The organism is Amycolatopsis sp. CA-230715, from assembly GCF_018736145.1.
GTDB lineage: Bacteria > Actinomycetota > Actinomycetes > Mycobacteriales > Pseudonocardiaceae > Amycolatopsis.
Map to the genome: position 1 here is coordinate 225,143 of NZ_CP059997.1, position 23,607 is coordinate 248,749.

The 23,607-nt window shown below is 72.5% G+C and carries 25 protein-coding genes; 14 read left to right on the plus strand and 11 right to left on the minus strand.

Going from position 1 to position 23,607, the window contains the following annotated elements; genetic code table 11:
* The first annotated feature begins 3 nt into the window (after positions 1–3).
* On the plus strand, positions 4–642 hold the full coding sequence (locus HUW46_RS01030) for a DJ-1/PfpI family protein (protein WP_215545462.1): 639 nt from the start codon (positions 4–6) through the stop codon (positions 640–642).
* Here HUW46_RS01030 and HUW46_RS01035 read toward each other — a convergent pair.
* A complete protein-coding gene (locus tag HUW46_RS01035) occupies positions 633–1,829 on the minus strand; it encodes a hypothetical protein (protein ID WP_215545463.1) in 1,197 nt (398 codons plus the stop codon). The two genes, HUW46_RS01030 and HUW46_RS01035, sit on opposite strands and share 10 nt — an antisense overlap.
* 67 nt (positions 1,830–1,896) lie before the next feature.
* Between HUW46_RS01035 and HUW46_RS01040 the strand changes: the two genes are divergently transcribed.
* Positions 1,897–2,874 carry a DUF5937 family protein gene (locus HUW46_RS01040; RefSeq protein ID WP_215545464.1) on the plus strand — a complete coding sequence of 326 codons (978 nt, stop codon included), beginning with the start codon at positions 1,897–1,899 and terminating at the stop codon, positions 2,872–2,874.
* Between the two features lie 146 nt (positions 2,875–3,020).
* Here the strand turns inward: HUW46_RS01040 and HUW46_RS01045 are convergent, their stop codons facing one another.
* Positions 3,021–3,779 (minus strand): methyltransferase domain-containing protein, encoded by a 759-nt coding sequence (locus HUW46_RS01045; protein ID WP_215545465.1) that lies wholly within the window; start codon positions 3,777–3,779, stop codon positions 3,021–3,023.
* Between the two features lie 79 nt (positions 3,780–3,858).
* Here HUW46_RS01045 and HUW46_RS01050 point away from each other — a divergent pair, with 79 nt between their 5' ends.
* The gene (locus tag HUW46_RS01050) at positions 3,859–5,097 is read left to right on the plus strand and encodes a glycosyltransferase family 87 protein (protein WP_215545466.1); all 1,239 of its coding nucleotides are present in this window, start codon (positions 3,859–3,861) and stop codon (positions 5,095–5,097) included.
* Here the strand turns inward: HUW46_RS01050 and HUW46_RS01055 are convergent.
* From HUW46_RS01055 to HUW46_RS01070, 4 genes are all read right to left on the minus strand, one after another.
* The gene (locus tag HUW46_RS01055) at positions 5,057–6,349 is read right to left on the minus strand and encodes a glutamine synthetase (protein WP_254125681.1); all 1,293 of its coding nucleotides are present in this window, start codon (positions 6,347–6,349) and stop codon (positions 5,057–5,059) included. The two genes, HUW46_RS01050 and HUW46_RS01055, sit on opposite strands and share 41 nt — an antisense overlap.
* The gene (locus HUW46_RS01060; protein WP_215549593.1) at positions 6,343–8,088 is read right to left on the minus strand and encodes an IucA/IucC family protein; all 1,746 of its coding nucleotides are present in this window, start codon (positions 8,086–8,088) and stop codon (positions 6,343–6,345) included. The genes HUW46_RS01055 and HUW46_RS01060 overlap by 7 nt, the downstream gene beginning before the upstream one ends.
* An 83-nt stretch (positions 8,089–8,171) precedes the next feature.
* Positions 8,172–9,452 carry a lysine N(6)-hydroxylase/L-ornithine N(5)-oxygenase family protein gene (locus HUW46_RS01065; protein WP_215545467.1) on the minus strand — a complete coding sequence of 427 codons (1,281 nt, stop codon included), beginning with the start codon at positions 9,450–9,452 and terminating at the stop codon, positions 8,172–8,174.
* Entirely contained in the window at positions 9,449–10,903 is a 1,455-nt protein-coding gene (locus HUW46_RS01070) for a pyridoxal phosphate-dependent decarboxylase family protein (RefSeq protein ID WP_215545468.1), read from the minus strand. Before HUW46_RS01070 ends, HUW46_RS01065 begins: the two co-directional genes overlap by 4 nt.
* A gap of 152 nt (positions 10,904–11,055) precedes the next feature.
* On the opposite strand from HUW46_RS01070, the gene HUW46_RS01075 reads away from it, so the two are divergent.
* Entirely contained in the window at positions 11,056–11,694 is a 639-nt protein-coding gene (locus HUW46_RS01075) for an SRPBCC family protein (protein WP_215545469.1), read from the plus strand.
* 172 nt (positions 11,695–11,866) lie between these two features.
* Here HUW46_RS01075 and HUW46_RS01080 read toward each other — a convergent pair whose 3' ends face one another.
* From HUW46_RS01080 to HUW46_RS01090, 3 genes are read right to left on the minus strand one after another with little or no spacing between them, the layout of a single operon-like run.
* The gene (locus tag HUW46_RS01080) at positions 11,867–12,820 is read right to left on the minus strand and encodes an LLM class F420-dependent oxidoreductase (protein ID WP_215545470.1); all 954 of its coding nucleotides are present in this window, start codon (positions 12,818–12,820) and stop codon (positions 11,867–11,869) included.
* A gap of 38 nt (positions 12,821–12,858) precedes the next feature.
* Positions 12,859–14,937, minus strand: coding sequence for a S9 family peptidase (locus HUW46_RS01085; protein ID WP_215545471.1), 2,079 nt, complete (start codon positions 14,935–14,937; stop codon positions 12,859–12,861).
* Positions 14,938–14,977: 40 nt separating this feature from the next.
* Positions 14,978–15,799 carry a PPK2 family polyphosphate kinase gene (locus tag HUW46_RS01090; RefSeq protein ID WP_215545472.1) on the minus strand — a complete coding sequence of 274 codons (822 nt, stop codon included), beginning with the start codon at positions 15,797–15,799 and terminating at the stop codon, positions 14,978–14,980.
* A gap of 193 nt (positions 15,800–15,992) precedes the next feature.
* Between HUW46_RS01090 and rocD the strand changes: the two genes are divergently transcribed.
* Complete coding sequence (rocD, locus tag HUW46_RS01095) at positions 15,993–17,231, plus strand: ornithine--oxo-acid transaminase (RefSeq protein WP_215545473.1); 1,239 nt, start codon at positions 15,993–15,995, stop codon at positions 17,229–17,231.
* A 91-nt stretch (positions 17,232–17,322) separates the two neighbouring features.
* Here rocD and HUW46_RS01100 read toward each other — a convergent pair whose 3' ends face one another.
* Complete coding sequence (locus tag HUW46_RS01100) at positions 17,323–18,231, minus strand: FAD-dependent oxidoreductase (RefSeq protein WP_215545474.1); 909 nt, start codon at positions 18,229–18,231, stop codon at positions 17,323–17,325.
* A gap of 82 nt (positions 18,232–18,313) precedes the next feature.
* Between HUW46_RS01100 and HUW46_RS01105 the strand changes: the two genes are divergently transcribed.
* Entirely contained in the window at positions 18,314–18,958 is a 645-nt protein-coding gene (locus HUW46_RS01105; RefSeq protein ID WP_254125683.1) for a phosphatase PAP2 family protein, read from the plus strand.
* Here the strand turns inward: HUW46_RS01105 and zapE are convergent.
* On the minus strand, positions 18,915–19,958 hold the full coding sequence (gene zapE / locus HUW46_RS01110; protein WP_215545475.1) for a cell division protein ZapE: 1,044 nt from the start codon (positions 19,956–19,958) through the stop codon (positions 18,915–18,917). The genes HUW46_RS01105 and zapE overlap by 44 nt on opposite strands.
* 84 nt (positions 19,959–20,042) lie before the next feature.
* Between zapE and HUW46_RS01115 the strand changes: the two genes are divergently transcribed.
* The 8 genes from HUW46_RS01115 (at position 20,043) to HUW46_RS01150 (ending at position 23,598) form a co-directional block, all read left to right on the plus strand.
* Positions 20,043–20,801: a pyrimidine reductase family protein gene (locus HUW46_RS01115; RefSeq protein ID WP_254125684.1), complete on the plus strand. Its 759-nt coding sequence runs from the start codon at positions 20,043–20,045 to the stop codon at positions 20,799–20,801.
* A gap of 5 nt (positions 20,802–20,806) precedes the next feature.
* Complete coding sequence (locus HUW46_RS01120) at positions 20,807–21,382, plus strand: RNA polymerase sigma factor (RefSeq protein ID WP_215549596.1); 576 nt, start codon at positions 20,807–20,809, stop codon at positions 21,380–21,382.
* Positions 21,379–21,825 carry a hypothetical protein gene (locus HUW46_RS01125; RefSeq protein WP_215545477.1) on the plus strand — a complete coding sequence of 149 codons (447 nt, stop codon included), beginning with the start codon at positions 21,379–21,381 and terminating at the stop codon, positions 21,823–21,825. The genes HUW46_RS01120 and HUW46_RS01125 overlap by 4 nt, the downstream gene beginning before the upstream one ends.
* A gap of 127 nt (positions 21,826–21,952) precedes the next feature.
* Positions 21,953–22,414 carry an Asp23/Gls24 family envelope stress response protein gene (locus tag HUW46_RS01130; RefSeq protein ID WP_215545478.1) on the plus strand — a complete coding sequence of 154 codons (462 nt, stop codon included), beginning with the start codon at positions 21,953–21,955 and terminating at the stop codon, positions 22,412–22,414.
* An 11-nt stretch (positions 22,415–22,425) separates the two neighbouring features.
* The gene (locus tag HUW46_RS01135; protein ID WP_215545479.1) at positions 22,426–22,779 is read left to right on the plus strand and encodes a hypothetical protein; all 354 of its coding nucleotides are present in this window, start codon (positions 22,426–22,428) and stop codon (positions 22,777–22,779) included.
* Entirely contained in the window at positions 22,776–23,051 is a 276-nt protein-coding gene (locus tag HUW46_RS01140; RefSeq protein ID WP_215545480.1) for a hypothetical protein, read from the plus strand. The genes HUW46_RS01135 and HUW46_RS01140 overlap by 4 nt, the downstream gene beginning before the upstream one ends.
* Before the next feature lie 14 nt (positions 23,052–23,065).
* Positions 23,066–23,242, plus strand: a complete 177-nt coding sequence (locus HUW46_RS01145) for a hypothetical protein (protein ID WP_215545481.1) — start codon at positions 23,066–23,068, stop codon at positions 23,240–23,242.
* Positions 23,239–23,598, plus strand: a complete 360-nt coding sequence (locus tag HUW46_RS01150; protein WP_215545482.1) for an Asp23/Gls24 family envelope stress response protein — start codon at positions 23,239–23,241, stop codon at positions 23,596–23,598. Before HUW46_RS01145 ends, HUW46_RS01150 begins: the two co-directional genes overlap by 4 nt.
* Positions 23,599–23,607: the final 9 nt, after the last annotated feature.

Below are 23,607 nucleotides of genomic sequence, written 5' to 3' on the forward strand. Positions count from 1 at the left end.
CTGATGCGCGTTGCCATCCTGCTCTACGACCGGTTCACCGCGCTGGACGTGGTCGGCCCCTACGAGATGCTGTGCCGCCTTCCCGGCGCCGAAGTGGTGTTCACCGCGGAGCGAACCGGCCCGGTCCGCAACGACGCGGACAGCCTCACCCTCGTCGCGGAGGCGTCGCTCGGCGAGGTCGAAGCACCGGACATCGTGCTGGTACCGGGCGGCCCCGACACCCGCGGCCCCGCCGGCGACGGCCCGGTGCGCGACTGGCTGCGCGCGGTCGACGCGACGACCACGTGGACGACCTCGGTCTGCACCGGCTCGCTCATCCTCGGCGCCGCCGGTCTGCTCCGCGGACGGCGCGCGACCTCGCACTGGATCGCGCTGGACCGGCTCCCCTCGTTCGGCGCCGTCCCGGTGAGCGAGCGCGTCGTCACCGACGGCAAGTACGTCACCGCGGCGGGGGTTTCCGCCGGGATCGACATGGCGCTGACGCTCGCGGGAGAGATCGCCGGAGCCGAAGTGGCGCAACGGATCCAGCTCGGCGCGGAGTACGCGCCGGAGCCGCCGTACGACGCGGGCAGGCCAGACACCGCGCCCGCGGAGATCGTCGCCGGGTTGCGCGCGATGAGCGCGCAGATCCTTCAGGGCTGAGGCGATACCGCGCGGCGGGCCAGCGCCAACACGCCCACGGTGCCGAGCACGCCCGCCGTGCCGATCACAGTCGCCGGCGCGACCAGCGCCGCCACCGCGCCGGCGACCGCGATCCCGGCCCCCTGGACCGCCATCAACCCTCCACTTTGGACCGTGAAGAGCCTGCCGCGGGCCGCGGGATCGGCCGCGGCGAGGACGACCGGGTCGACGCACTGGTTGAACGCGGACCCGGTGCCGGAGAGGACGAGCAGCGCGGTGGCGCACCAGACCGGTGGCACGAAGGCGAAGGCGGCCAGGGGAAGCTGGTTCAGCAGCAGAAGCGGGAACAGCAGCCGCCGCCGGACGTGCGGCCGCAGGGTGGCCACGACGATCTCCCCGGCGACGGTCCCGGTGGCATACCCCGCGAGCAACGCACCCGAACCGGCCACGGGTGCGCCCGCCTGCGCGGTGTAGGCCACCGCGAGCCCGCTCGCTACGGAGCTGAACGCGGGCGCCGCCCACGACAGCAGCAGGAGGCGGCGGACGGGGACCCGCGCGAACACCGCGCGGAAACCCGATCCCCCGGATCCGCCGTCCCGGCGCGGCACCGGGGTCGAGGGGGTGCACAGTCCGATGAGGACGGCCGAGACGAGGAAGCTGGCCACGTCGGCCGCGAGCAGGCACGCGGTGCCGATCGTGGCGACGAGCGCGCTGCCCACGCCGAACCCGGCGAGCACGGTCGACTGGCTGACGGCCCGCAGCAGGGACCGGCCCACCGGGAAGAGGTCCGCGTCGAGCAGGTGCGCGAGGCTGCCGGCGCGGGCGCCCTGGAAGACCGGGGCGAGGACGCTGGTGACCACGAGGAGCGCGAGCAGTGCCACGACCGGCAGCCCCGGCACGAGCATCGCGGCGACGCAGGCGGCGCTGAGCAGATCGCAGCACACGAGCAGGCCCCGTGCGGGGAACCGGTCGGCGATCGGGGACAGCGCGGTGCCGCCGAACGCGTGGGGCAGGAACGAGCAGGCCAGCACCAGCGCGGACAGCAGCGGCGAGCGGGTGCGCTCGAAGACCAGGATGGACAGCGCGACCTCGGCCGCGATGGTGCCCGCCATGGACACCGCGTGCGCGGCGAACACGGCGCGCATCCCCGGCGCGCGCAGCACCGCGCGATACCCGTGAGAGGCCCTGGAGACGGGAACAGTGCTCATGCACTTCAGCCTCGTGGCAAGGTCGATGCACCGATAAGCTTTCGGCTGTGACCGAAAGACCCTGCTCATGACCGTGATCCGGTTCGGCGAGTCCGACGCGGCGCGGTGCCGGTTCGGCATTTCACCGCTCTGGGAAACGCTCTCCGCGGTCCGCGTGCTGCACAACCACCGGCACCGCCCGCTGTATTCGCCGTGGGTGTCCGCCAAGGCGGGCCTGGCGAAGGGCCTCGATCTCGATCCGGTGCGGGCGGTGCAGCCGCGGGTCGGTCACACCCCGGACTTCCTGACCCCGCCACCGCGCACACCGCGGACCGAGTTCGCCGGTGAGCTGGCGCGGGTGCGCGCCACCCCGCCGGGCCGGGTCGCGGCCGAGCTGGCCAGGACGCGGGACCAGCCGGCGAATCCGCGCGCCGCGGAGGTCGACCGGATGCTGGCCGACCCCGCCGCGGCGCGGGACCGGCTCGCCGACGCGGTGGAGGCCGCGTGGGAGGCGCTGCTCGAGCCGGACTGGCCGAAGATCAGGCGGGTGCTCGAAGACGACATCGCCCACCGCGGCCAGCGGCTCACCGAGGGCGGGTTCGGCGCGTTGTTCGACGATCTGCACCCGACGCTGCGCTGGGAAGGAACCCAGCTGGTCGCGAGCAAGTACCGCGACCACGACCGCGACCTCGGCGGCGCCGGGCTGCTGCTGGTGCCCGGCGTGTTCGCGTGGCCGTACCTGGTCGCGGTGGTGGCGCCCGCCTACCAGCCCGCGGTGCTGTACCCGGCCCGCGGCGCGGCGCGGTTGTGGACCACCGCGCCGCCCCCACCGGACCGGCTGGCGCGCCTGCTCGGCCGCAGCAGGGCCGCCGTGCTGGCGGCGCTGGACCCGCCGTCGAGCACCACCGAGCTGGCGGGCCGGTACGGTCTCGCGCCCGCGACCGTGGCCGAGCACCTCGGCGCGCTGCGCGACGCCGGGCTGGCCGACAAGCGGCGCCACGGGCACGAGGTCCGGTACCGGCGAACGGAACTGGGCCAGGCACTGGTCGACGCGGCCGTCGGCTGAACGGGAACAGGCAGTCCACAAGAGACAGTCGCGATCAGGCAGCACTCGGCCTGTGCCGCGAGGGCCGGGAAAGTGGCTCCAGCGTCCGCGAAGGTGGCGCTCGCGTTCATCCCTTTCGGAACGCTCACGTCCGGCCCGAAGTGCCCTCAGCCGCCGAGGACGACCAGGTGCAGTGTGGCCGAGCCGAAGAACGGGCGGTTCGCGAGGTGGGCGAGCCAGTCGCGTGCCGCCTCCTCGGTGAGGTACCCGTCGGCGACCGCGCGCCCGGTGACGCGGTGCAGCCCGAGCACCTGGTCCGCGGCCGTCACGTCGCGGAAGACCGTGGTCACCGGGACGACGTCGCGGACCTCGAACCCCGCGTCGGCGCCGTAACGCGCGAGCGACCGCCCCACGGTGGCGTTGCGGACGGCGCGCTCGGTCACGTAGCGGGTGTAGGCGCGGGCGGTGGCGAGGTCGGGGTGGTCGATGGCGAGGGTGTCCCAGTCCGGCTCCGCGAGCACGGCGACGCCGCCGGGGCGCAGCACCCGCCGCAGCTCCGCAACGACCGCGACCGGGTCGGCGACGTGCTGCAGGACCCGGTCGGTGTGCGCCCGGTCGGCGGAGGCGTCCGGGAGGTCGAGCGCGTGGATGTCGCCTTCCCGCACATCGGCCCGCGGCGGCGCGGTCGCACGGGCCTTCTCCAGCTGCACCCGGTCGTGGTCGATCCCGATCACCCGGCCGCCTTCGCCCGCGGCCTCGGCGAAGGCGGCCAGGTCCGCGCCGGGGCCGCAGCCGAGGTCCAGCACCACGTCACCGGGGCGGATGTCGAGCAGGCTGGCCGCGAGCCGCTTGTACGCGCTGCCCGCACCCGACCGGGCGAGCCGCAGCAGGTAGTCGCCGGGCCGGGTCGTCTCGAACACGTCCATGTCACCCGAGTGAACCAGACCACCGCAATCCCCAGGTCAACTGCGGGCACGTTCCGCACACGTTCTATTCTCGACCCCGATGCGAAAATACTTCTGGGGCGTGCTCGCGCTGGCGGCGGTCGGTCTGTACTTCTCCGTCCGGTTGCTCCTCGACGACCTCCCCAACGCGCATCTCGACCTCGAGGTGTACCGCTACGGCGTCCAGGCGTGGTGGCACGACCAGGACATGTACGGCCAGCTGCCCCCGGTCGCCAACGGCGCGCACCTGCCCTTCGTGTACCCGCCGTTCTCGATCCTGATCCTCGGCCCGCTCGCGATCCTGCCGTGGACGGGTGCGATCGCGGCGCTCTACACGATCAACATCATCTGCCTCGCCATCACGCTGTACCTGGTCTCCAGGCGGGTGTGGGCCAAGCTCGACCGGCGCGGCGGGATCATGGTCGCCGCGGTCGCGACGCCGATCGCGCTGTTCTTCGAACCGGTCAACGACACCTTCGAGTTCGGCCAGGTCAGCATCATCATGATGGCCGTGATCGCGATCGACTGCCTCGCCGGGCGCACGGTGTGGCCGCGCGGTTTCGGCATCGGCCTGTGCGCCGCGATCAAGCTGACCCCCGCCGCGTTCCTGCTCTACTTCCTCGTCCGCAAGGACTACAAGGCCGCGATCACCGCGGGGATCACCTGGCTGGCGGCCAGCGCGGTCGGGTTCGGCGTGGACTGGACGGCGTCGATCCGGTACTGGTTCCAGGGCGGCTCGGCCGCGGCCGGGGTCAGCGGCACCGCGTTCAAGACCAACCAGACGATCAACGCGGTGCTCGCCCGCACGGGGATGCCCGAGGGCGCGGTGAAGATCCTGTGGCTGTTCCTCGCGGCAGCGCTGCTTGTGCTGGTGGCGCTGGCGATGCGGAACTCGGAGCCGGTGCTGGCGCTGATGGCGAACGCGGGCCTCGGCCTGCTGGTGTCGCCGACTTCGTGGTCGCACTACTTCGTCTGGGTGGTGCCGACCGTGCTGGTGATGATCGGCTACCTCGGCAAGCGGTGGTCGGCGAAATCGCCCGCCTTCGCGGGCTGGCTCGTCGCGGGGCTCGCCACCGCGGCGGTGTTCTACCTCGCCCCGTTCCATTCGCTGCCGGACACCGAATTCCCGGTGGTGACGCAGGACTGGACGCCCAAGGACCAGGTGCTCACCGCGTCGTACGTGCTCGTCGGCGTCCCGCTGCTGATCGCCTACGCGATCCCGCGCCTGCGGGCCAAGCGCGCCGCGCGGCCCGCGCCGGTCAAGCCCGAAGCCGAGCCCGTCGACGCTGCCAGTCCGTGACGGCGCCGAGGCCGGAGTCCAGTTCCTCGGACAACAGCGCCGCCTGCTGAGAAGCCAGCTCGGTACCCAGTAGCTCGGCGGGCCGCGTGCTTTCGGTGAACGCGCGCAACGCCTCCCACGGCGTGCTCGCCAACGCACCGGCCGGGGTTCCTTCGCCGGGCACCGCGAGGCCGTCTTCGATCCCGGCGCGGCCCGACGCGAGCAGCGCCGCCACGACGAGGTGCGGCTGCGCGTCGGCACCGGCGAACCGGAACTCCAGCCGCGCCGAGTCGCCGCGACCGGCCAGCCGAACGGCGGCGGTCCGGTCGTCGGTGCCCCAGCGCAGCTCGATCGGCGAGAACGGCGCGGTCCGCAGCCGCACGTAGGAGTTCCAGGTCGGTGCCCAGATCGGTGTCAGCACGGCCGCGTCGCGCAGCACGCCGCCGAGGAAGTGCCCCAGCGCCCCGGTCATCCCGGCCTGACCGTCCGCTGTGGACAGTGACAGGTGCACGTGGCACGAGCTGCCCTGCCCCGGTTCGGGCGCGGCGAGGTACCGCGCTTCGACGCCGTGGCGAGCGGCGGCCGTGCGCACGAGGTGCTGAAGCAGCATCGCGTCGTCGCACGCCGCGAGCGCGTCGCGGTGCCGCAGCACCAGCTCGTACTGGCCGGGATGGCATTCGGCCCGCGCGGATTCCAGTCCGAGCCCCGCACCGTCCACATCGGACCGCAGTTCGCGCAGGAGCGGCGCGAGCTTTTCGGTGCCGCCGAGCGCGTAGTCGACGCCGTGGCCGGTCATCGGCGCGCCGTCGGCACCGGTGAACACGACCTCGTGCTCGATGCCGACCGACGGCACGAAACCGAGTTCTTCGAGCGTCCGCAGCTGCGCGGCCAGGGCCTGCCTCGGCGCGGCGGCGACCGGCTCCCCGCTCGGCCATTCGGCGTCGCACACCACCGCGGACGTCCCGTCCGGCAGCGCGGTCAGCGACGCGAAGTCCGGCCGCAGCCGCAGATCGCCGTAGCGGTCGGCATAACGCCGCAGCGATTCGTCCACTTCGGACAGCGCGGTGCGTTCTGGGCTCCAGCAGAAGACATAGGTGCAGAGCCCGTAACCGTGCTCGCGCACCTCGTCGGCGACGAACCCCGCGTCCAGCTCGACGGCCGCGAAACGCGCGTGCGGATCCGGCACCAACAGCAGCAGGCGGCCGTCCGGCGGGCTGGACGGGCGGCGTTCGGCGAGCGCGCGCGGCCCCAGCGGGCGCGGCGAAGTCACCACGCGCCGCCAGGGTCCGGCGCGTGCAGCGGGTTCGGCACGGTGCCCCAGCGGACGTCGAACTCGTCGTCCCGCTCCACCTTGTCGAACCCCTTGCCCGCCAGGTGTTCGCGGTTCAGGGTCACCCGCTCGACCTCGGGCGCGAACAGGCGGCACGCGTCGAACCGCGCGGCCTCCTCCGGGTTCTCGTCGCGGAACCGCGTCACCACCTCGCGCACGAGCGCCCAGAACCGGGCGCGCGGCAGGCCGAGCTCGTCGAGCAGGATCTCCGCCCAGAACCGCAGCTGACCGGAGAACACCGAGCTGAACAGCGACTGCGCCAGCAGGTGCGCCGGCCAGCGCAGCATCTCGGCGGAGGCCTCCGGCGCCATCGACCAGTAGCAGTCGAGGTCCTCGTCGAGGAGGTCGACGCCCTGCGCGAAGTCCTTGATCGCCACCCGCAACGGGACCCCGGCGGAGTCGACGACCAGCACGAGGTTCTGGCCGTGCGGGCAGAATCCCACGCCGTAGCGCAGCAGCCAGCGCAGCAACGGCGTGAGCAGCAGGTCGAACACGCGCCCGCACCAGTCCTCCGCGCCGAGCCCCGATCGGCCGATCACCTCGGCCAGCACCGACTCGCCGTCGGGACCGCGGTAGGGCAGCGCGGCGAAGGACAGCGCCTGCTCCCCGTCGGCGACCCTGGCCAGCAACGGCTCGCGCCACAGGGCTCCCAGCGTTTCGTGGAACCGGTAGGGCAGCTCTTCGAGCGCGCCGAACACCGGGTGCCGGACCGACACGCTCGCCACCTCGCCGAGCAGTTCGAAGCGGTATTCCCTGGACAGCACGGGATCGGCCGCGTCGATCGCCTTGAGCCACGCGGTGATCGCGGGCCCGGCCAGTGTCGCCGCCGAGTTGAGGCCGCGGTAGACGAGCGTGTTGCGCACCGACACGGCCGTCTTGACGTCGCGGCGCTGTGGCCTGCCCACGTTCGCCAGCGTCCGGACCGTCTGATGTGGACGGTAGTGGTCCCAGCCCGGCCCGAGGTCGATCAGCGCGCCGGTGGCGAGCTCCCCCGCGTACAAGGTGCCCACGATCTCGTCGGCCTGCCACGGGTGCGCTGGGACCCACAGGTAGTCGGCGGGATCGGCGCCCGCGTCGGAGATCACCGCGGTGAACTCGGCGCGCTGCTCGTCGTCGAGTTCCTCGGCGAGCAGTTCCTCCGCGCTGAGGCCGTCGACGCAGCGGAACCGGGCGTGGTCGCGGTGCACCGCGAACCACCGGAGCACCACGTCGGCGCCCGCCTCCGGCGAGTACCGCTCGCGGTCGGCTGCGGAGAACCCGACCCTGCCCTTGTTCAGCACCAGCCTCGGATGCCCGGTGAGGTACCCTTCGGCCAGATTGTAGTCCATAGTGGACAGACGGGCCGCGGTCGGCGCGGCGGCGATCCTGGTGGCCTCGTTGGTCACGGTGGCGGTCAGCTCCGCCAGCACGTCGGCGAGCCGCAGCCCGCCGAGCCCGAGCACGGCACGCGCGTCCACGAGCAGCGCGCGTGGGTCATCGGCGGGTTCGGGAGCGTCGTCACCGGCGGCTCTGGTCGCGCTGCCCGCCGCGACGCACCACGAATCGAACGCGCCGCGGCGGGCGCGGAACTCGTACCGCACGTCGCCCGGCAGCACCAGCCGCCACGGCCGGTGCCCGTCTTCGCCGGGTTCACCGGCGGCTTCGGGGTCGAGGAGGCGTTCGTAGGACAACTCCCCCAGCATCTTGTGCAGGACGAGCGATCCCGCCGCGCGCCAGGCTTCGGCCTGCCCGATCGCGTCGTCGCCGGTGCCGGTCAGGGTGCTGGTCACTGCTCCTCCAGGGGTAGGCCGAACGTGGTGAACGCGGTCCGGTCGGGCAGGGGGTAGACGGTGCGGCCGGTGACCGCGTTGACGATCGACGCCGCGCGCCACGCGCCGAGTCCGAGATCCGGGGTCCCGACCCCGTGCGTGTGCCGCTCGGCGTTCTGCACGTAGACCGTGCCGGGGATCTTCTCCGGCAGGCGCAGGCGATAACCGCGATCGACTTCCAGCGGCACGGTGAAATCGACGCCGAGCGGGGCGAGCAGCTCGTCGAGCGGCGTGTCGCGGTATCCGGTCGCGGCGACGACCGCGTCCGCTTCGAGCACGGTTTCGGTGCCCTGCTGGACGTGCCGCACGCCGAGTTCGACACCGTCCGCCGTCCGGCGCGCCGAGAAGACCTCGACGCCGGGCATGAGCGTCACCTTCGGCCACGTGCCGCCGATCCCCCGCTCGTACAGCGCGCCGTGGATCCGCGAAAGGGTTTCGGCGTCGACGCCCTTGTACAGCTGCCATTGCGCGGGCAGGAGCCGCTCGCGGGTTCGTTGGCCGAGACCGTGGAAGTAGGTCGTGTAGTCCGGGGTGAACTGTTCGAGGCCGAGCTTCGAATACTCCATCGGCGCGAACGCCCGCGTCCTCGCCAGCCAGCCCAGTCCGTCCACTGTGGACCGGTGCTGGAGCTGGTCGAGGAACACCTCGGCACCGGACTGCCCGGACCCGACCACGAGCACGCGGCGCGAGGCCAGCAGCCGGGCGCGCGCGCCGAGGTAGCCCGCCGAGTGCACGACGGGCGCGTCCCGGCCGGACGCGAGCTCCCGCAGCGGTTCCGGCAGGTGCGGCACCGTGCCGACGCCGAGCACCACCGAACGGGCGAGCACCGGGTCGCGATCGGCGAACCGCAGTTCGAACGCGTCGCCGGACCAGCCGACCGAACGGACCTCGGCGCCGAACTCGCAGGCGGGCAGCCGCTCACTGGCCCAGCGCGCGTAGTGGTCGTACTCGGCGCGCGGGATATGGAACCGTTCGGCGAAGTAGAACGGGAAGAGCCGCCGGTGCTCGCGCAGGTAGTTGAGGAACGACAACGGGTTCGTCGGATCGGCGAGCGAGACGAGATCGGCCAGGAACGGCACCTGCAGCGTGGTGCCGGGCAGCAGCAGGCCGGGATGCCAGCGGAACTCGGGGCGCCGGTCGAAGAACGCCGCCCGCAGCCCCGTGACCGGGTGCGCGAGTGCGGCGAGCGACAGGTTGAACGGGCCGATCCCGATACCGGCGAGGTCCAACGGCGTCACGAACCGACCGTACTCTGTCCGGCGCGGATCCCGGTCTCCTGACTCGCGGCCGCGGCCGCGATCAGGTCGAGCAGCGGCGCGTAGTCCACCGGCGTCACGCCGGGGTGCAGCAGGGTCAGCTTGAGCCACAACCGTTCCGGCCCGCCCTCCTTCGGCGGCAGCGCCGCCCTGCCGACGACCGCGGTACCCGCTTCGAGCAGCGCCCTGCGGACACCGGCGACCAGTTCGTCGCCCAGTTCGTCGGCGGCGACCGGGCGGAAGAGCACGGTGGACAACGTCGGCGCGCCCCACAGCCGCAGCGCGGGGTGCTCGCCGATCGCGTCCGCGACGGCCGCCGCGGTGTCCACGCAGTGCGCGACCAGCGCGCCCATCCCGTCGGTGCCGAGCGCCCGCAGGGTCACCGCCATCCGGAACGCGTCGGGGCGCCGCGAGGTGCGGATCGACCGCCCGAGCAGATCCGGCAACCCGGCCTCGGTGTCGTCGGCGGGGTTGAGGTACTCGGCGCGGACGGTCAGCGCGCCGAGATCGGCCCCTTCGCGCGCCGCGAACAGACCGGCGGAAATCGGCTGCCAGCCGAACTTGTGCAGGTCGAGCGCGACCGAATCCGCGCGGTCGAGCCCGTCGACGAGGTGCCGGAAACGGGGCGAGCACAGCGCCATTCCACCGTAGGCGGCGTCGATGTGCAGCCGCGCGCCACGGGCACCGCACACCTCGGCGATCGCGGGCAGCGGGTCGATCTCGCCGGTGTTCGTGGTGCCCGCGGTGGCCACCACCACGGCCGGACCCGGCAGGCCGGACAGCGCGGTGTCCAGCGCGCCGGGCGGCAGCCGATCGCCCGCGCAGTCCACCACGAGCGGCGCGGGCAGCCCGAGCAGCCACGCCGCCCGCGCGACGCTGTGGTGCGCGTTTCTGCCACAAACCGGCACCACGCCCGGCTCCCGTTCGCGCGCCAGCAACAGCCCCAGCAGGTTCGATTCGGTGCCGCCGGTGGTCACCACGGCGTCCGGGCTCGCGGCGTCCGGGTAGCACAGTGCGGCGACGCCCGCGGTGAACTCGCGCTCGATCTCGCTGGCCACCGGGGCCTGGTCCCAGGAATCCATCGACGGGTTGACCGCGCTCGCCACGACGTCCGCGGCGACCGCGACCGCGAGCGGCGGGCAGTGCAGGTGCGCCGCGCACCACGGCTCGGCCGGATCGACCGAGCCCGCGGCGAGCAGCCTGCCGAGCCCGTCGAGCGCACGCACGGCTCCGACGCCTTCCCTCGGCAGCATCGGCGCGTCCGCGGCCAGACTCGCCGCGACCGCGGCAGGGCCGCCCGCGGGGGCGGGCCCTCCTCGCTCCGCCGTTCCTTCGGCGAAAGCGCGCAATGCCACCGGAATCAGCTCGGCGAGCCGCCGGTGTCCCGCCGCCCCACCGGCGAGCGACCCGGCATCGGGCGTCGAGTCAGCCACATAGTCTCCTTAGGTTTGCCTACCCTCAGCAACAATACGGACACCGGTGGCGCCGATGTCGACGGGCCACCCGCTCGAGTTGCTCGCTTTTGACTTATATAAGTGGCGGCTTTAGCATCGGCCCTGTCCGACGACGACGAAAGAGATTTTCCATGATCGATTTGCTCGGCCAGCTCTCCGAGGCCCACCGCGAGCTCGGCACCCGGGGGAAAGCCCGCACGGTCCTGCTCCGCCGCACCTACGCCGCCACCCCCGAAGACGTGTGGGACGCCTGCACGAAGCCCGATCGGATCGCCCGGTGGCTCGGGCCGGTCGAGGGCGATCTCCGGCTCGGCGGCCGCTACCAGATCGAAGGCAACGCGGGCGGCGAGATCCTCCGCTGCGACGCGCCGAAACTGCTCGCGGTGTCGTGGGTGTTCGGCGAGAACCCGGCCACCAACACCTCCGAGGTCGCGGTGACCCTGTCCCCCGCGCCGGGCGGGCACACGGAGTTCCAGCTCGAACACACCGGTGTCGATGTCGATCCCGAACACTGGGGGAAGTACGGTCCCGGCGCCGTCGGGATCGGCTGGGACCTCAGCCTGCTCGGGCTCGCCGCGCACCTGGGCGGCGAGGAAAGCGCGCAGGATCCGGAAGAACTGCTGCAGACCCCGGGAGCGCTCGAATTCATGAAGCGCAGCGGGCAGGCGTGGGGCGCCGCGCACGAGGCCGCGGGCGTGAGCCACGACGAGGCGAAGGGCGCGATGGAACGCACCATCGCCGCCTACACCGAGGCCCCACCTGCGGAATAACTCCCTTGCTTACCCTGATGGCCACCATCACGGCGCTCAGTGCCCGGAACTCGGCCTTCACGACGGCACTTTCCGGGGCGGGACGGGGTCGCAACGCCGTGATGGCCACCATCACGGCATTCAGTGCCGTCATGGTGGCCATCAGGGACTTCAAGGGGCGGCCCCGAGGAGGCTAGCGGCGCGGGGCCAGGCCCCGTACGTGGTCGAACGGGTCGCCGCCGGTGGGCAGCACGCTGATCACCGGCGTGTCCAGCCCGTTGTCCACATAGGACTGGACACGCTCGCGGCACTCGTCGGGCGAGCCGTGCACCACGAGATCGTCCACCACCTCGTCCGGGATGACGGTGTTCGCGCGCTGCCGGTCGCCGGCGGCCCACGCCTCGTGCATCGGGGCGAGCGCGTCACCGCGGCCGAGCCAGTCGTGAAACTTCGCGTACACCGGCACGGTCAGGTAGCTGCTGATCAGCATGCGGCCGAGCCCGCGCGCGGCATCGGCGTCTTCGGTGGGGCACACGAAGATCCTGGCGACCAGTTCGACGTCCTCGCCGATCACCTCGCGGATCTTCGGCACGTCGGTGGGGGCGAGCCAGTTCGTGATCGCGCCGTCCGCCTCCTTCGCGGCGAGGCGCAGCATGCCGGGGCGCAGCGCCGCCAGCATGATCGACGGCGGCGGGTCCGGCGGCCGCTCCAGCCGGAACTTACTGACCGAGAACGTCTTGTACTCCTCGCTCACCTTCTCCCCCGCCAGCGCCGCGCGCAGGAAGCGCAGCGTGTCACGGGAGCGGCCGAACGGATCGGCGAACTCGGCCGCGTTCCAGTTCCGCACGATCACCGGTGACGACGCGCCGATGCCGAGCACGAACCGGCCCGGCGCCGCTTCGGCGAGCGTCGCCGCGCTCATCGCGAGCAGGCCGGGCCCCCGCGTGTAGACGGGCGCGATCGCGGTGCCGAGCCGCAGCGACGGAGCCCACTGCGACGCCAGCAGCAGCGGCGAAAACGCGTCCGTGCCCGCGGTTTCCGCCGACCACGCGTCGGTGTAGCCGAGATCGGGAAGCTGTTCGATGAGCTCGCGGTGCGCCGCGAGCGGCACCCCGGTGAGCGGGATGGTCAAACCCCACCGTGCCACGTGTTCCTCCTGCCTCGTAAAGCTTCGTAACGGAAACCTCAGCCCAGTTCCCGGTGGAGCCAGCCGATCTGCACCCGCATCAGGTTCTCCGCGACCTCTTCCGCCTGCGGGGTCATATGGGTCGCGCCCGCCAGCGGGAGGAACGTGTGCGGCCGTCCCGCGGCGAGCAGCGCGCCGGAAAGCCGGAGGGAATGCGCGACGAACACGTTGTCGTCGGCGAGCCCGTGCACGATCAGCAGCGCGCGCTCGAGCCCCGGCGCGTCGGCGATCAGCGAGTTGCGGCGGTAGTCCTCGGGATTGTTCGCCGGCGTGCCCAGGTACCGCTCGGTGTAGTGGGTGTCGTAGAGGGACCAGTCGGTCACCGGCGCGCCCGCGACGGCCGCGTGGAAGACGTCCGGCCGCCGCAGCACGGCGAGCGCGGACAGGTACCCGCCGTAGGACCAGCCCCGGATCGCCACCCTGCCGAGGTCGAGATCGGGATACTGCTCCGCCGCCGCGTGCAGCGCGTCCACCTGGTCGGCGAGCGTGACCGACGCGAGTTCCCCGCTGATTTCCCGTTCCCACGCCGCCCCGCGCCCCGGCGTGCCCCTGCCGTCCGCGACGAGCACCGCGAATCCCTGGTCGGCGAGCCACTGCGGGGTGAGGAACGCGTTCCTGCTCCGCAGCACGCGTTGCGCGTGCGGGCCGCCGTACGGGTCGAGCAGCACCGGCAGCTTCGTGCCCCGCCGGTGGCCGCAGGGGAACAGCAGCGCGGCCCGCAACCCGCGTTCGCCGAGGGTGAGCAGCACCGGATCGGGTTCGAGCCCGGGATCGACGGTGTGCGAAGCGATCCCGGCGATCGGCTCGCCGTCGCGGAGCACGGCCACTTCGGGGCCGCTGTGCGCGAGGCTCCACGACGAAAGCACCGTCACCGCGGCGGATCCGGAGCCGACGTGCACACCGTCCGTTGTGGACAGACGACGGACGCCGCCGCCCGGTTCGGTGCGGTAGACGTGGATCTGCGTAGGGTCCGCTTCGGATCCGCTGAACAGGATCTGCGCGCCGGTGTTGAGCACCGACCGCACCTGCAGGCCCGGCGGGCTGACCGGCTCGCCGTCGAGCACCAGCCGGTAGTCGCCGTCGGCCGAGCTGACGCGGACCAGCCTGCCGTCCGGCGTCCACGCGGGCACCCCGGTGACGATTTCGATCCACTGTGGATCGGTCTCGGTGTGCAGGACCCTGGTGCTGCCGTCGGCGGGATCGACCTCGACGACGTCCATCCGGCGCTGGTCGCGGGACTGCACCGCGAGCAGCGGGTTCCCGCCCGCGGACCAGTGCACCGCGGCGACGTACTCCCAGTCGCCCGCGCGCACGTCGGTCCGCTTCCCGTCGAGCCCGACGAAAGCCAGTGACACCTTGACGTTCGCCTCGCCCGCGGCCGGGTAGGCGACGACGTTCGCCTCCTTCGCCGGGTCCGCGGGATCGGCGATCGTCCACTTCGGAACGCCGGCGCGATCGCTGCGTTCGACGAGCAGGCTCCGCCCGTCCGGCGCCCACCAGTAGCCCCGCGCCCTGCTCATCTCCTCCGCGGCGATGAACTCCGCGAGCCCCCACGCGACGTCTTCGCCGTCCTCGGTGACCAGCTCGCGGTCTTCACCGGTGGCCAGCTCGACGACGCGCAGCCTGCGGTCCCGCACGTAGGCCACGTGGGTGCCGGTCGGGTTCGGCCGGGGGTCGACCGCGCCCGTCGCCCCGTCGAGCAGCACCGCGGTCTCCCCGGTCACCAGGTCGACGGTGTGCAGCCTGCCGGACAACGAGAACGCGGCGATCCGGGAGGCGTCGTCCACCGCGTACCCGACGACCCCGCCCGAGGTCTCCCTCGCCCGCTCCCGCCGGGCGCGTTCCTCCGCGGGCAGCTCTTCCTCGCCCGGCAGCAGTTCGGCGGCGTCCACCAGCTTCTTTTCCACGCCCGTCGCGAGATCGAGCGCCCACAGGCTGTTGCGCGGGTCGGTGCCGGATTCCGCGCGCTGGAACAGCACGCGCGAACCGTCTCCGGCGACCTGGAAGTTCTTGGGCGCGCCGAGTGTGAACCGCTGGGTGCGGGCCTGGCGTCGGAGGAAGGAGTCGCGGTCGATCACACCCGGCACTCTTTCAGACGATCATGTGCCGACGCCAACGTCACCCGAGTTTCGCCAGCTCGGCGTCCACGTCGAAGTCCGGCTGCGGGAACCGGGGAGCCATCTCCGCGAGCGTCTCGGTGAGCAGCCTGGCGACCGCCCAGTTGCGGTACCACTTGCGGTCCGCCGGCACCACGTACCACGGGGCGTGCCTGGTCGAGGTCCGGCGCAGCACGTCGCGGTAGGCCCGCTGGTAATCGTCCCATTTGGACCGCGCTTCGAGATCGGCCGAGCTGTACTTCCAGCGCTTCGACGGCGTGGTCAGCCTCGCCCGCAGGCGGCGGAGCTGCTCCTCCGGCGAGATGTGCAGGAACACCTTGACGATCGTGGTGCCGGACTCGGCGACCTCGCGTTCGAAGGCGTTGATCTCCGCGTACCGGCGGCGCCATTCGCCGGCGGGCACCAGCTTCTCGACCCTCGGCACCAGGATGTCCTCGTAGTGCGAGCGGTCGAACACGCCGATCTGGCCGGGATCCGGCAGCCGCTTGCGCACGCGCCACAGGTAGTGGTGGCGCCGCTCGGCCTGCGTCGGCGCTTTGAAGCCCGCGTACCGCACGCCCATCGGGTTCACCAGCCCCAGCACGTGGCCGACCGTGCCGCCCTTGCCCGAGGTGTCCATGCCCTGCAGCACCAGCAGCACGCTCCGTCCGCCACCGTCGGCGCCCTCCGCGTAGAGCGCTTCCTGCAGTTCGTCGAGCCGCTCGCCGGTGGTCGTCAGCTTCTTCTGCGCCTTCGTCTTCTTCTCCGGCCCGATCGGCGACGAGCCCGGATCGGGCCAGGTCTCCCCCGCCTTCAGCGCGTCGCGCACCGCACGCTTGCCCATGGGTGTCCTCCCTGTCGTCACCGTTCGTGGCCGACGATAACCGCAGCGGCGGCGCGGGGCCGGACTCGCGAACGGGCCGCGTCGTTCCGGCACAACGAAACGTCGCCCGAATGCGTGAAACCCGCAACGAACAACGGCACCAAGCAACGTTCACCGGATGAAATCCACTCCTGCCTGGCCTTAGCCTGAACGTATGACTGTGTACGCCGAGAAGGTCGCCGAGATGCCCGCCACCAGCACTGACGAGTTCATCGCGCTCGACGAGCAATGGGGCGCGCACAACTACCACCCGCTGCCGGTCGTGATCGCCGAGGCGGACGGCGCGTGGGTGACCGACGTCGACGGGAACCGCTACCTCGACTTCCTTTCCGGCTACTCGGCGCTCAACTTCGGGCACCGCCACCCCGAGCTGATCGCCGCCGCGCAGGAGCAGCTCGGCCGGGTGACGCTGACCTCGCGCGCGTTCCACCACGACCAGATGGGCCTGTTCTGCCGCGAGCTGGCGGAGCTGACCGGCACCGAGATGGTGCTGCCGATGAACTCCGGCGCCGAGGCCGTCGAGTCCGCGGTGAAGCTCGCGCGGAAATGGGCCTACCAGGTCAAGGGCGTGCCCGACGGCACCGCCGAGATCGTGGTCGCCGGGTCGAACTTCCACGGCCGCACCACCACGATCGTGTCCTTCTCCACCGACGAAACCGCGCGCGCCGACTTCGGCCCGTTCACCCCGGGGTTCGTCACGGTGCCCTACGGCGACTCCGCCGCGCTCGCCGCCGCCATCACCGACCGGACCGCCGCCGTGCTGCTCGAACCGATCCAAGGCGAGGCGGGCGTGATCGTGCCGCCGCCGGGTTACCTCGCCGAAGCGCGGCGCCTGTGCGACGACGCGGGCGCGCTGCTGATCGCCGACGAAATCCAGTCCGGGCTGGCGCGCACCGGAAAGCTGCTGGCGCTCGACCACGAAAACGTGCGGGCGGACCTGTACACCCTCGGCAAGGCGCTCGGCGGCGGCATCATGCCGGTGTCCGCGGTCGTCGGCAGCCGCGACGTGCTGGGCGTGCTGCGTCCCGGCGAGCACGGCTCCACCTTCGGCGGCAACCCGCTCGCCTGCGCGGTCGGCCGCGCCGTCATCGGCCTGCTGAAGACGGGCGAGTTCCAGCAGCGCTCCGCGGAACTCGGCGAGCGCCTGCACACCCGGCTCGGCGGCCTGATCGGAAACGGCCTGTCCGCGGTGCGCGGGCGCGGGCTGTGGGCCGGGATCGACATCGCCCCCGGCGGCCCCACCGGCCGCGAAGCCTCGCGGGCGCTGGCCGCGCGCGGCGTGCTGTGCAAGGAAACCCACGACAACACCCTGCGCATCGCCCCGCCGCTGGTGATCAGCGCCGAAGACCTCGACCGCGGCATCGACGCCGTCACCGAGGTCGTCACCCGCTGAGCCGCGCCGCGCGAAGCCCACGCCCTGAAGGTGGCTTTCGGGGCATCCAGGTCCCCGAAAGCCACCTTCGGGGCACGCGAAAACGGGTCGGTCAGCCCGCGAGTGCCGCTACTTCGTCGGCGCAGCCCCAGGAAAGGGTGACCCCGGCGCCGCCGTGGCCGTAGCAGTGGATGACGTCGCCTTCGCGGTCGAGGCGTACTTCGGGGCGCCACGGCCGCAGGCCGACCCGGGTGCCGAGCACCTCCGCGCCCGCCAGTTCCGGTACGAGCGCGCGGCTTCGGCGCACGATGTCTTCGGCGACTTCGGGATCCGGCTCGGTCCCTGCCCGCCCCCGTTCCTCGGTACCGCCGCACACCACGTGCCCGCCGTGCGGGATCACGTAGGTCACCACGTCCGCGTCTTCGTCCACGACCCATTCGGTGAGACCGGGGTCCGCCAGGTGCACCACCTGCCCGCCGACCGGCTCCACGGTGCTGTCACCGGCGAGCGCGCCACCGCCGAGGCCCGCCGCGTTGACGACGAGATCCGCGCCCGCCACCTCGGCGAGGCTCGCGAGCCGCCGGTGCTCGACCGCCACCCCGGCTTCGGCTACCGCGCCGGAAAGCCAGTCGAGGTACCGCGCCAGGTGCACCACCGGTGTGCTGAACCGCACCGCGTTCGTCCACGGCTCCGGCACGTCGTCCTCGCGGACGAGATCGGGCATGGCCCCGGCCCAGTACGGCCACGGCGCGGGTGCGCGGTGCAGCAGGCGGCCGGGAAGAACACGGATGCCTATGTCCTTTTCGGACAGTCGGGTGAACTCCCCGACCCCGGCCGCGGTCCAGCCCGCGCACCGGTCCTCCGGTCGCGTGCCCGGCGGGTAGATCAGGCCGCCCGCGACGCTCGACGTGGTGTCGCCGACCCGGTCCGCGCTGAGCACCGTCACGGTGTGGCCCGCTTCGGCGAGCCGCAGCGCGCACGTGAGCCCGACGACACCGCCACCGACGACACCGATTCTCATAGCCTGCCACCCTTTCCCGTTTTCCCGCGACCGTTCCACCGGAGCGGCGCACGGGTCAAGCGATCTGCGTAGGCTCGGTTCCGTGGAGCAGGGGACAACGGAGGCGGCCGTCGCGAAAACCGCGCGCGGAGCGAGGCCCGTCGCGATCACTTCGGCGGTGTGCGCGCTCGCGATGGTGGCGCTCGGCATCCCGTTCGCGGGCGGCACCGCGCCCGGCGCGGTCGACCGCGCCTTCCAGGACTGGGTCGCCGGTGCCTTCGACGGCCAGGCCGAGCTGCTCCGGCTGTTCGTGGTCGCGACCCAGCCGTACGTGCTGGTCCCGGTGCTCGCCGTCGTCGCGATCGCGTGCGCGCTGGCCCGCCGCGGTCCCGAACTGGCCGTGGCGCTGGCCGGGCCCGCGATCGCGATCGCGCTCAACACCTGGGTGCTGAAACCCTTGTTCGACCGGCACAACGGCGGCACGTACGCCTATCCGAGCGGGCACACGGTGAGCCTGGTGTCGACGCTGGTGGTGCTGGTGATCGTGGCGCGGCCCGGCGCGGCCACCGCGCTGACCGCCGCACTCGGCGCGCTGCTGGTGCCCTTCGCCGCGGTCGGCATGGTCGGGCTCGGCTTCCACTACCTCACCGACGTCGTCGGCGGCACGCTGTTCGCGGTCGCCTTCGTGCTCGCCGCCTTGCTCGTCAGCCGGGCGTACTTCCGGCGGCGTCCCTGGCCAACGCGGTGAGCCTGCTCGTGGCGCGCAGGTACTTCTTGCGGTAACCGCCTTCGAGCATGTCGGCGCCGAACAGCTCGCCGAGCCCGACGCCGGAGACCATCACCGGGATCGCGCGGTCGTAGATCCGGTCGGCGAAGGCGACCAGGCGCAGCGCCACCATCTGGTCCGGCGCCGGGCGCACGTGTCGCAGGTGCACCCGCGACACCCCGTCGACGAGGCGCCCGTACCGCGACGGGTGCAGGCTCGCCAGGTGCGCGCACAACGCGTCGAAATCGTCCACAGTGGACCCGTCGTGCGCCTCGGCGGAGCGCGTCAGCTCGTCGTCCGTCGCGGGCGGCGGCGCGTCGGGGAGGCCGCGGTGCCGGTAGTCGGGACCGTCCACCCTGATCACGCCGAACCGGCTCGACAGCGACTGGATCTCGCGCAGGAAGTCCTCGGCGGCGAACCGGCCTTCGCCGAGCTTCTCCGGCAGCGTGTTCGACGTCGCGGCGATGTGCACCCCGGCGTCCATCAGCTCGCGCAGCAACCGCCCGACGAGCATGGTGTCGCCGGGGTCGTCCAGTTCGAACTCGTCGATCGCGAGCAGGCGGTGCTCCGAGAGCCGCCGCACCGCTTCGGCGAATCCGAGCGCGCCCACCAGATGGGTCAGCTCGACGAAGGTGCCGTACGCCTTGGGGCCCGGCACCGCGTGCCACAGCGACGCGAGCAGGTGCGTCTTGCCGACGCCGAAACCGCCGTCGAGGTAGACGCCCATCGGGCCAGCCGGAGTGTCGTCGCGCGAGCCGAACAGCGACCGGAACCGCGAGCGCTTCGCCTCCTTCACACCGGCCGAAACGCGCTCCGCGAACGCCGAGCACGAGCGGACCGCCTCGGCCTGGCTCGGCTCGTCCGGGTTGGGCACGTAGGTGGAGAACCGGACCGTGTCGAACCGCGGCGGCGGCACCAGCGCCGTGATCAGCTCGTCGGCGCCGATCTCGGGCCGCCGGTCGGTCAGATGCGCTGGGGACATGGGCACGACCCTAGAACCAGTGCACCAGGTGACCCAGACTCGCCCCGAGTCGACGAGAACCTGGTCACGTGCTGGGATGGAGGCGTGCAGACCCTGTGGCCGGCACCGGCGGGAAACCCGGTGGACGACGACGAACTCGAGCGCCTGTACGGCTACCCGGACGGGCTCACCAGGCCGTGGGTGCAGGCGAACTTCGTGTCCTCGGCGGACGGCGCCGTCACGGTCGACGACCAGTCGGAGGGCCTCTCGCACCCGGCGGACAAGCGGATCTTCCTGCTCGGCCGCGACCTCGCCGACGTGGTGCTCGTCGGCGGCGGCACGGTGCGGGCGGAGGGCTACCGCGGCGTACGGACCAACACGACGCGACGGGCCCGCCGCGACCGGCTCGGGCTGTCGCCGATCCCGCCGATCGCGGTGGTCACCGGCAGCGCGGGGATCAGCCCCGATTCGCCGCTGCTGACCGACACCGAGGTACCGCCGATCATCATCACCACCGACGCCGCCGCCGCGGAGCGCAAGCGGACGCTGGCCGCCGCCGGTGCCGAAATCCTCGTCGCGGGCGAGCAGAAGGTGGACCTGACCGCGGCGCTCGCCACCCTGGCGAGCAGGGGGCTGCGCCGCGTCGACTGCGAAGGCGGCCCGCACCTGCTAGCGGAGTTGATCGCCGAGGACCTCGTCGACCAGCTCTGCCTGACCGTCGCCCCGCTGCTCGCGGGCGGCGGCGCCGGCCGGATCGCGATCGGCCGGACCTCGACCGCGCCCCGGTCCATGGAACTGGCCTCGGTGCTGCTCGAAGACGGGTTCACCATGCTCCGCTACCGGAAACCGGGGCCACCGGCTTGACCCCCCTGTCCGACGAGGCGCTGCTGGCCAAGGCCGTCAAAGGCGACCAGGGCGCCTTCGACCTGCTGGTGCGCAGGCACACCCCGAGGATGTACCGGGTCGCGCTGCGGATCACCGGGTCGGCGGCCGAGGCCGAGGACGTGGTGCAGGACGCGTGGATCTCCGCGTGGCGCGCGCTCGCCGGGTTCCGCGGTGACGCCGCGGTGTCGACGTGGCTCTACCGCGTGGTCACGAACGCCGCGCTCGGCCAGGTCCGGCGGCGCAGGCCCACCGTGTCGCTCGACGCCGCGATGGCACCGGGCGACCAGGGCGGGAGCGGCGCGGCGTTCGAAGGCGCCGCCTTCGCCGACACCGCGGCGAACCCCGAGGGCAAGGTGGTGCGCGCGGAACAGGTCGAAGCCGTGCTGCGGGCGATCGCCACGCTGGACGTTTCCCAGCGGGTGCCACTGGTCTTGCGCGAACTGGAAGGACTGAGCTACGAGGAGGTAGCCGACGTGCTGGAGGTGAGCGTGCCCGCACTCCGGTCCCGCCTGCACCGAGCACGGGTGGCACTGCTCGCGAAGTTGAGGGAACTCCGATGACCCCCGCCGAAGAGACGACCGAGGACCCGCGGAACGACCCGAACTGGGCCCTGGTCCGCGCGGCGGCCGAGGCACCCGTGCCGACGCCGCCGGGCCTCATCGCGCGCGTGCTGCACTCGGTGCACGGACTGCGGGGGCGCGTGTTCGGCGCCGCCGTGGAGTTCCCGTCCGAGCAGGGCACCCTGCGGGTGAGCGAGCGCGTGCTGGTGCTGCTCGCGCGGCGGCTGGCCGCGGGGATCGGCCAGGAGATCGGCGGGGTGCACGTCTCGGCGGCCGCGCTCGACGAGGACGGCCTGCAGGTCCTGCTCACCGTGCGGTACGGGGTCGCCGCGGGCGAGGCGTCGGCCGTGCTGCGCGCCCGCCTGCACGCGGCGCTCACCGATCAGCTCGGCGGGACGGCGCCGCCGGTGACCGTGCACATCGTGGACGTCCACCCCGACTGAGACTCACCCGTTCGGAGGAACTTGCGACAGAAGTCGAGTGACCGCGACATCGTAGGGAAAGCACCCCACGTAACACACCCGTACCACTGACCTCGGCCCCTTCAGGCCGTCGGAAGGAGCACAGTCCATGGCACAGACCGCTTCAGGCGATCGCGGCACGCCACCGGCGAAGATCGCCGGGCAGAGCGCGGCGCTCAACGAAGAAGGGGCGCTCGGCAAGACCACCATCTCCTCGACGGTGGTGCAGAAGGTCGCCGGTGTCTCGGCGCGCGAGGTGTCCGGCGTCCACGCACTCGGCGGCGGGGTGTCCAGGGCGTTCGGCGCGATCAAGGAGCGCATCCCCGGCTCCGGCACGGTGACCACCTCCGGGGTCTCGGTGGAGGTCGGCGAACGGCAGGCCGCGGTCGACCTCGACGTGGTGGTCGAGTACGGCGCCAGGATCGTCGACGTGGCGAAAGCGGTGCGGCGCAACGTGATCACCACCGTCGAGCAGATCACCGGGCTCGAGGTGATCGAGGTGAACATCGCGGTCAACGACATCCACCTCCCCGAGGACGACGAGGGCGAGGAGCCCTCCCGCGTCGAGTGACCGGAGCGGGCATGACGAGAGCGACCAGCGGCGACGTGCTCGCCGAACGGATCGCGGCCGCGGTGCGCGAGCACCCCGCGGTGGAACGGCTGGACGCCGGGCCGCTCGGCGTCGTCGCGACCCACCTGCCGGGGCAGCGCGTGCACGGGGTGCGGGCTGGCGAAGCGGGCGAGCCGGTCGAGATCGCGGTGGTGCTGCGGATGACCGGGCCGTTGCCGGAGCTCACCGGGGAGCTGCGCGCGCTCGTACGCGGGATCGCCGGTGACGTCGCGGTGCACGTCACGGTCACCGACATCACGACACCCGATGATCCGTCCACTGTGGACATCGACCGGCCTGGCGGAAGCGGGACGCGCGTGCGGTGACCGGGGGCGCAGGCGAACACGACGACGAGGCCCGCGCCGCGAGGGCGGCGTTCCGGGCCTACGTGCGCGCCAACCACCCCGACGTCGGCGGCGATCCCGACGAGTTCGCCGAATGGCTCGCCACCTCCCGCGCCGCACGGGACGCGGCGAGGAACGCGGCCGAGCCGGAGGAAGACGACAGCCGCTACGACGCGCCGATCAGCTTCGTCACGAGCCCGAAGTTCACCGCGCGCTGGCGCCGCAGGAAGAAAAGACCACCCAGAGTCGACTAAGGAGTTCTCTCGTTATGAATGCGACGCAGACCGGCATACTCGCCGGTCTCATTCTTGGCCTTGCCGCGACGCAGGGGTTCACGGCTTTCCTGATCACGCTCGCGGTCGGGGTGATCGGTCTCGTGGTGGGCAGGGTGCTCGACGGCGAGCTCGATCTCGGCGACGTGTTCGGCAGGGGCCGCGACAAGTGACGGTCGCGCTGCCGGAACCGGAGGAGCGGGGCACCCTCAGCATCGCGCACTCGGTGGTGCGGAAGGTCGCGCAGCGGGCCGCGGACCAGGTGCCCGGCACGGCTCGCGTCGAGCGGAAGGTGGCCGGGCTTGGGCTGGGCGAGCAGGGCTCGAACGCGGCCGTTTCGGGGCACGGCAACGACGTCGACCTGAAACTGGACCTCGCGCTGCACTACCCGGGTTCGGTGCGCGACGTGGTGGCGCGGGTGCGCGAAAAGGTCGCGGGCGAGGTGGAGCACATCACCTCGTACCACGTCCGCGCGCTCGACGTGACGGTCTCGGCGCTGGTGCCCGACGTGGCGCCGAGGGTGCGCTGAAGCGCTTAC

Coding starts and splice junctions, on each gene's coding strand:
- HUW46_RS01045 (WP_215545465.1), bottom strand. CDS start 3,779: ATGGACGTGTTCGAGACGACCCGGCCCGGCGACTACCTGCTGCGGCTC.
- HUW46_RS01075 (WP_215545469.1), top strand. CDS start 11,056: ATGATCGATTTGCTCGGCCAGCTCTCCGAGGCCCACCGCGAGCTCGGC.
- HUW46_RS01050 (WP_215545466.1), top strand. CDS start 3,859: ATGCGAAAATACTTCTGGGGCGTGCTCGCGCTGGCGGCGGTCGGTCTG.
- HUW46_RS01090 (WP_215545472.1), bottom strand. CDS start 15,799: ATGGGCAAGCGTGCGGTGCGCGACGCGCTGAAGGCGGGGGAGACCTGG.
- zapE (WP_215545475.1), bottom strand. CDS start 19,958: ATGTCCCCAGCGCATCTGACCGACCGGCGGCCCGAGATCGGCGCCGAC.
- HUW46_RS01145 (WP_215545481.1), top strand. CDS start 23,066: ATGAATGCGACGCAGACCGGCATACTCGCCGGTCTCATTCTTGGCCTT.
- HUW46_RS01040 (WP_215545464.1), top strand. CDS start 1,897: ATGACCGTGATCCGGTTCGGCGAGTCCGACGCGGCGCGGTGCCGGTTC.
- HUW46_RS01030 (WP_215545462.1), top strand. CDS start 4: ATGCGCGTTGCCATCCTGCTCTACGACCGGTTCACCGCGCTGGACGTG.
- rocD (WP_215545473.1), top strand. CDS start 15,993: ATGACTGTGTACGCCGAGAAGGTCGCCGAGATGCCCGCCACCAGCACT.
- HUW46_RS01135 (WP_215545479.1), top strand. CDS start 22,426: ATGACGAGAGCGACCAGCGGCGACGTGCTCGCCGAACGGATCGCGGCC.
- HUW46_RS01060 (WP_215549593.1), bottom strand. CDS start 8,088: ATGCTGGGGGAGTTGTCCTACGAACGCCTCCTCGACCCCGAAGCCGCC.
- HUW46_RS01130 (WP_215545478.1), top strand. CDS start 21,953: ATGGCACAGACCGCTTCAGGCGATCGCGGCACGCCACCGGCGAAGATC.
- HUW46_RS01125 (WP_215545477.1), top strand. CDS start 21,379: ATGACCCCCGCCGAAGAGACGACCGAGGACCCGCGGAACGACCCGAAC.
- HUW46_RS01035 (WP_215545463.1), bottom strand. CDS start 1,829: ATGAGCACTGTTCCCGTCTCCAGGGCCTCTCACGGGTATCGCGCGGTG.
- HUW46_RS01100 (WP_215545474.1), bottom strand. CDS start 18,231: ATGAGAATCGGTGTCGTCGGTGGCGGTGTCGTCGGGCTCACGTGCGCG.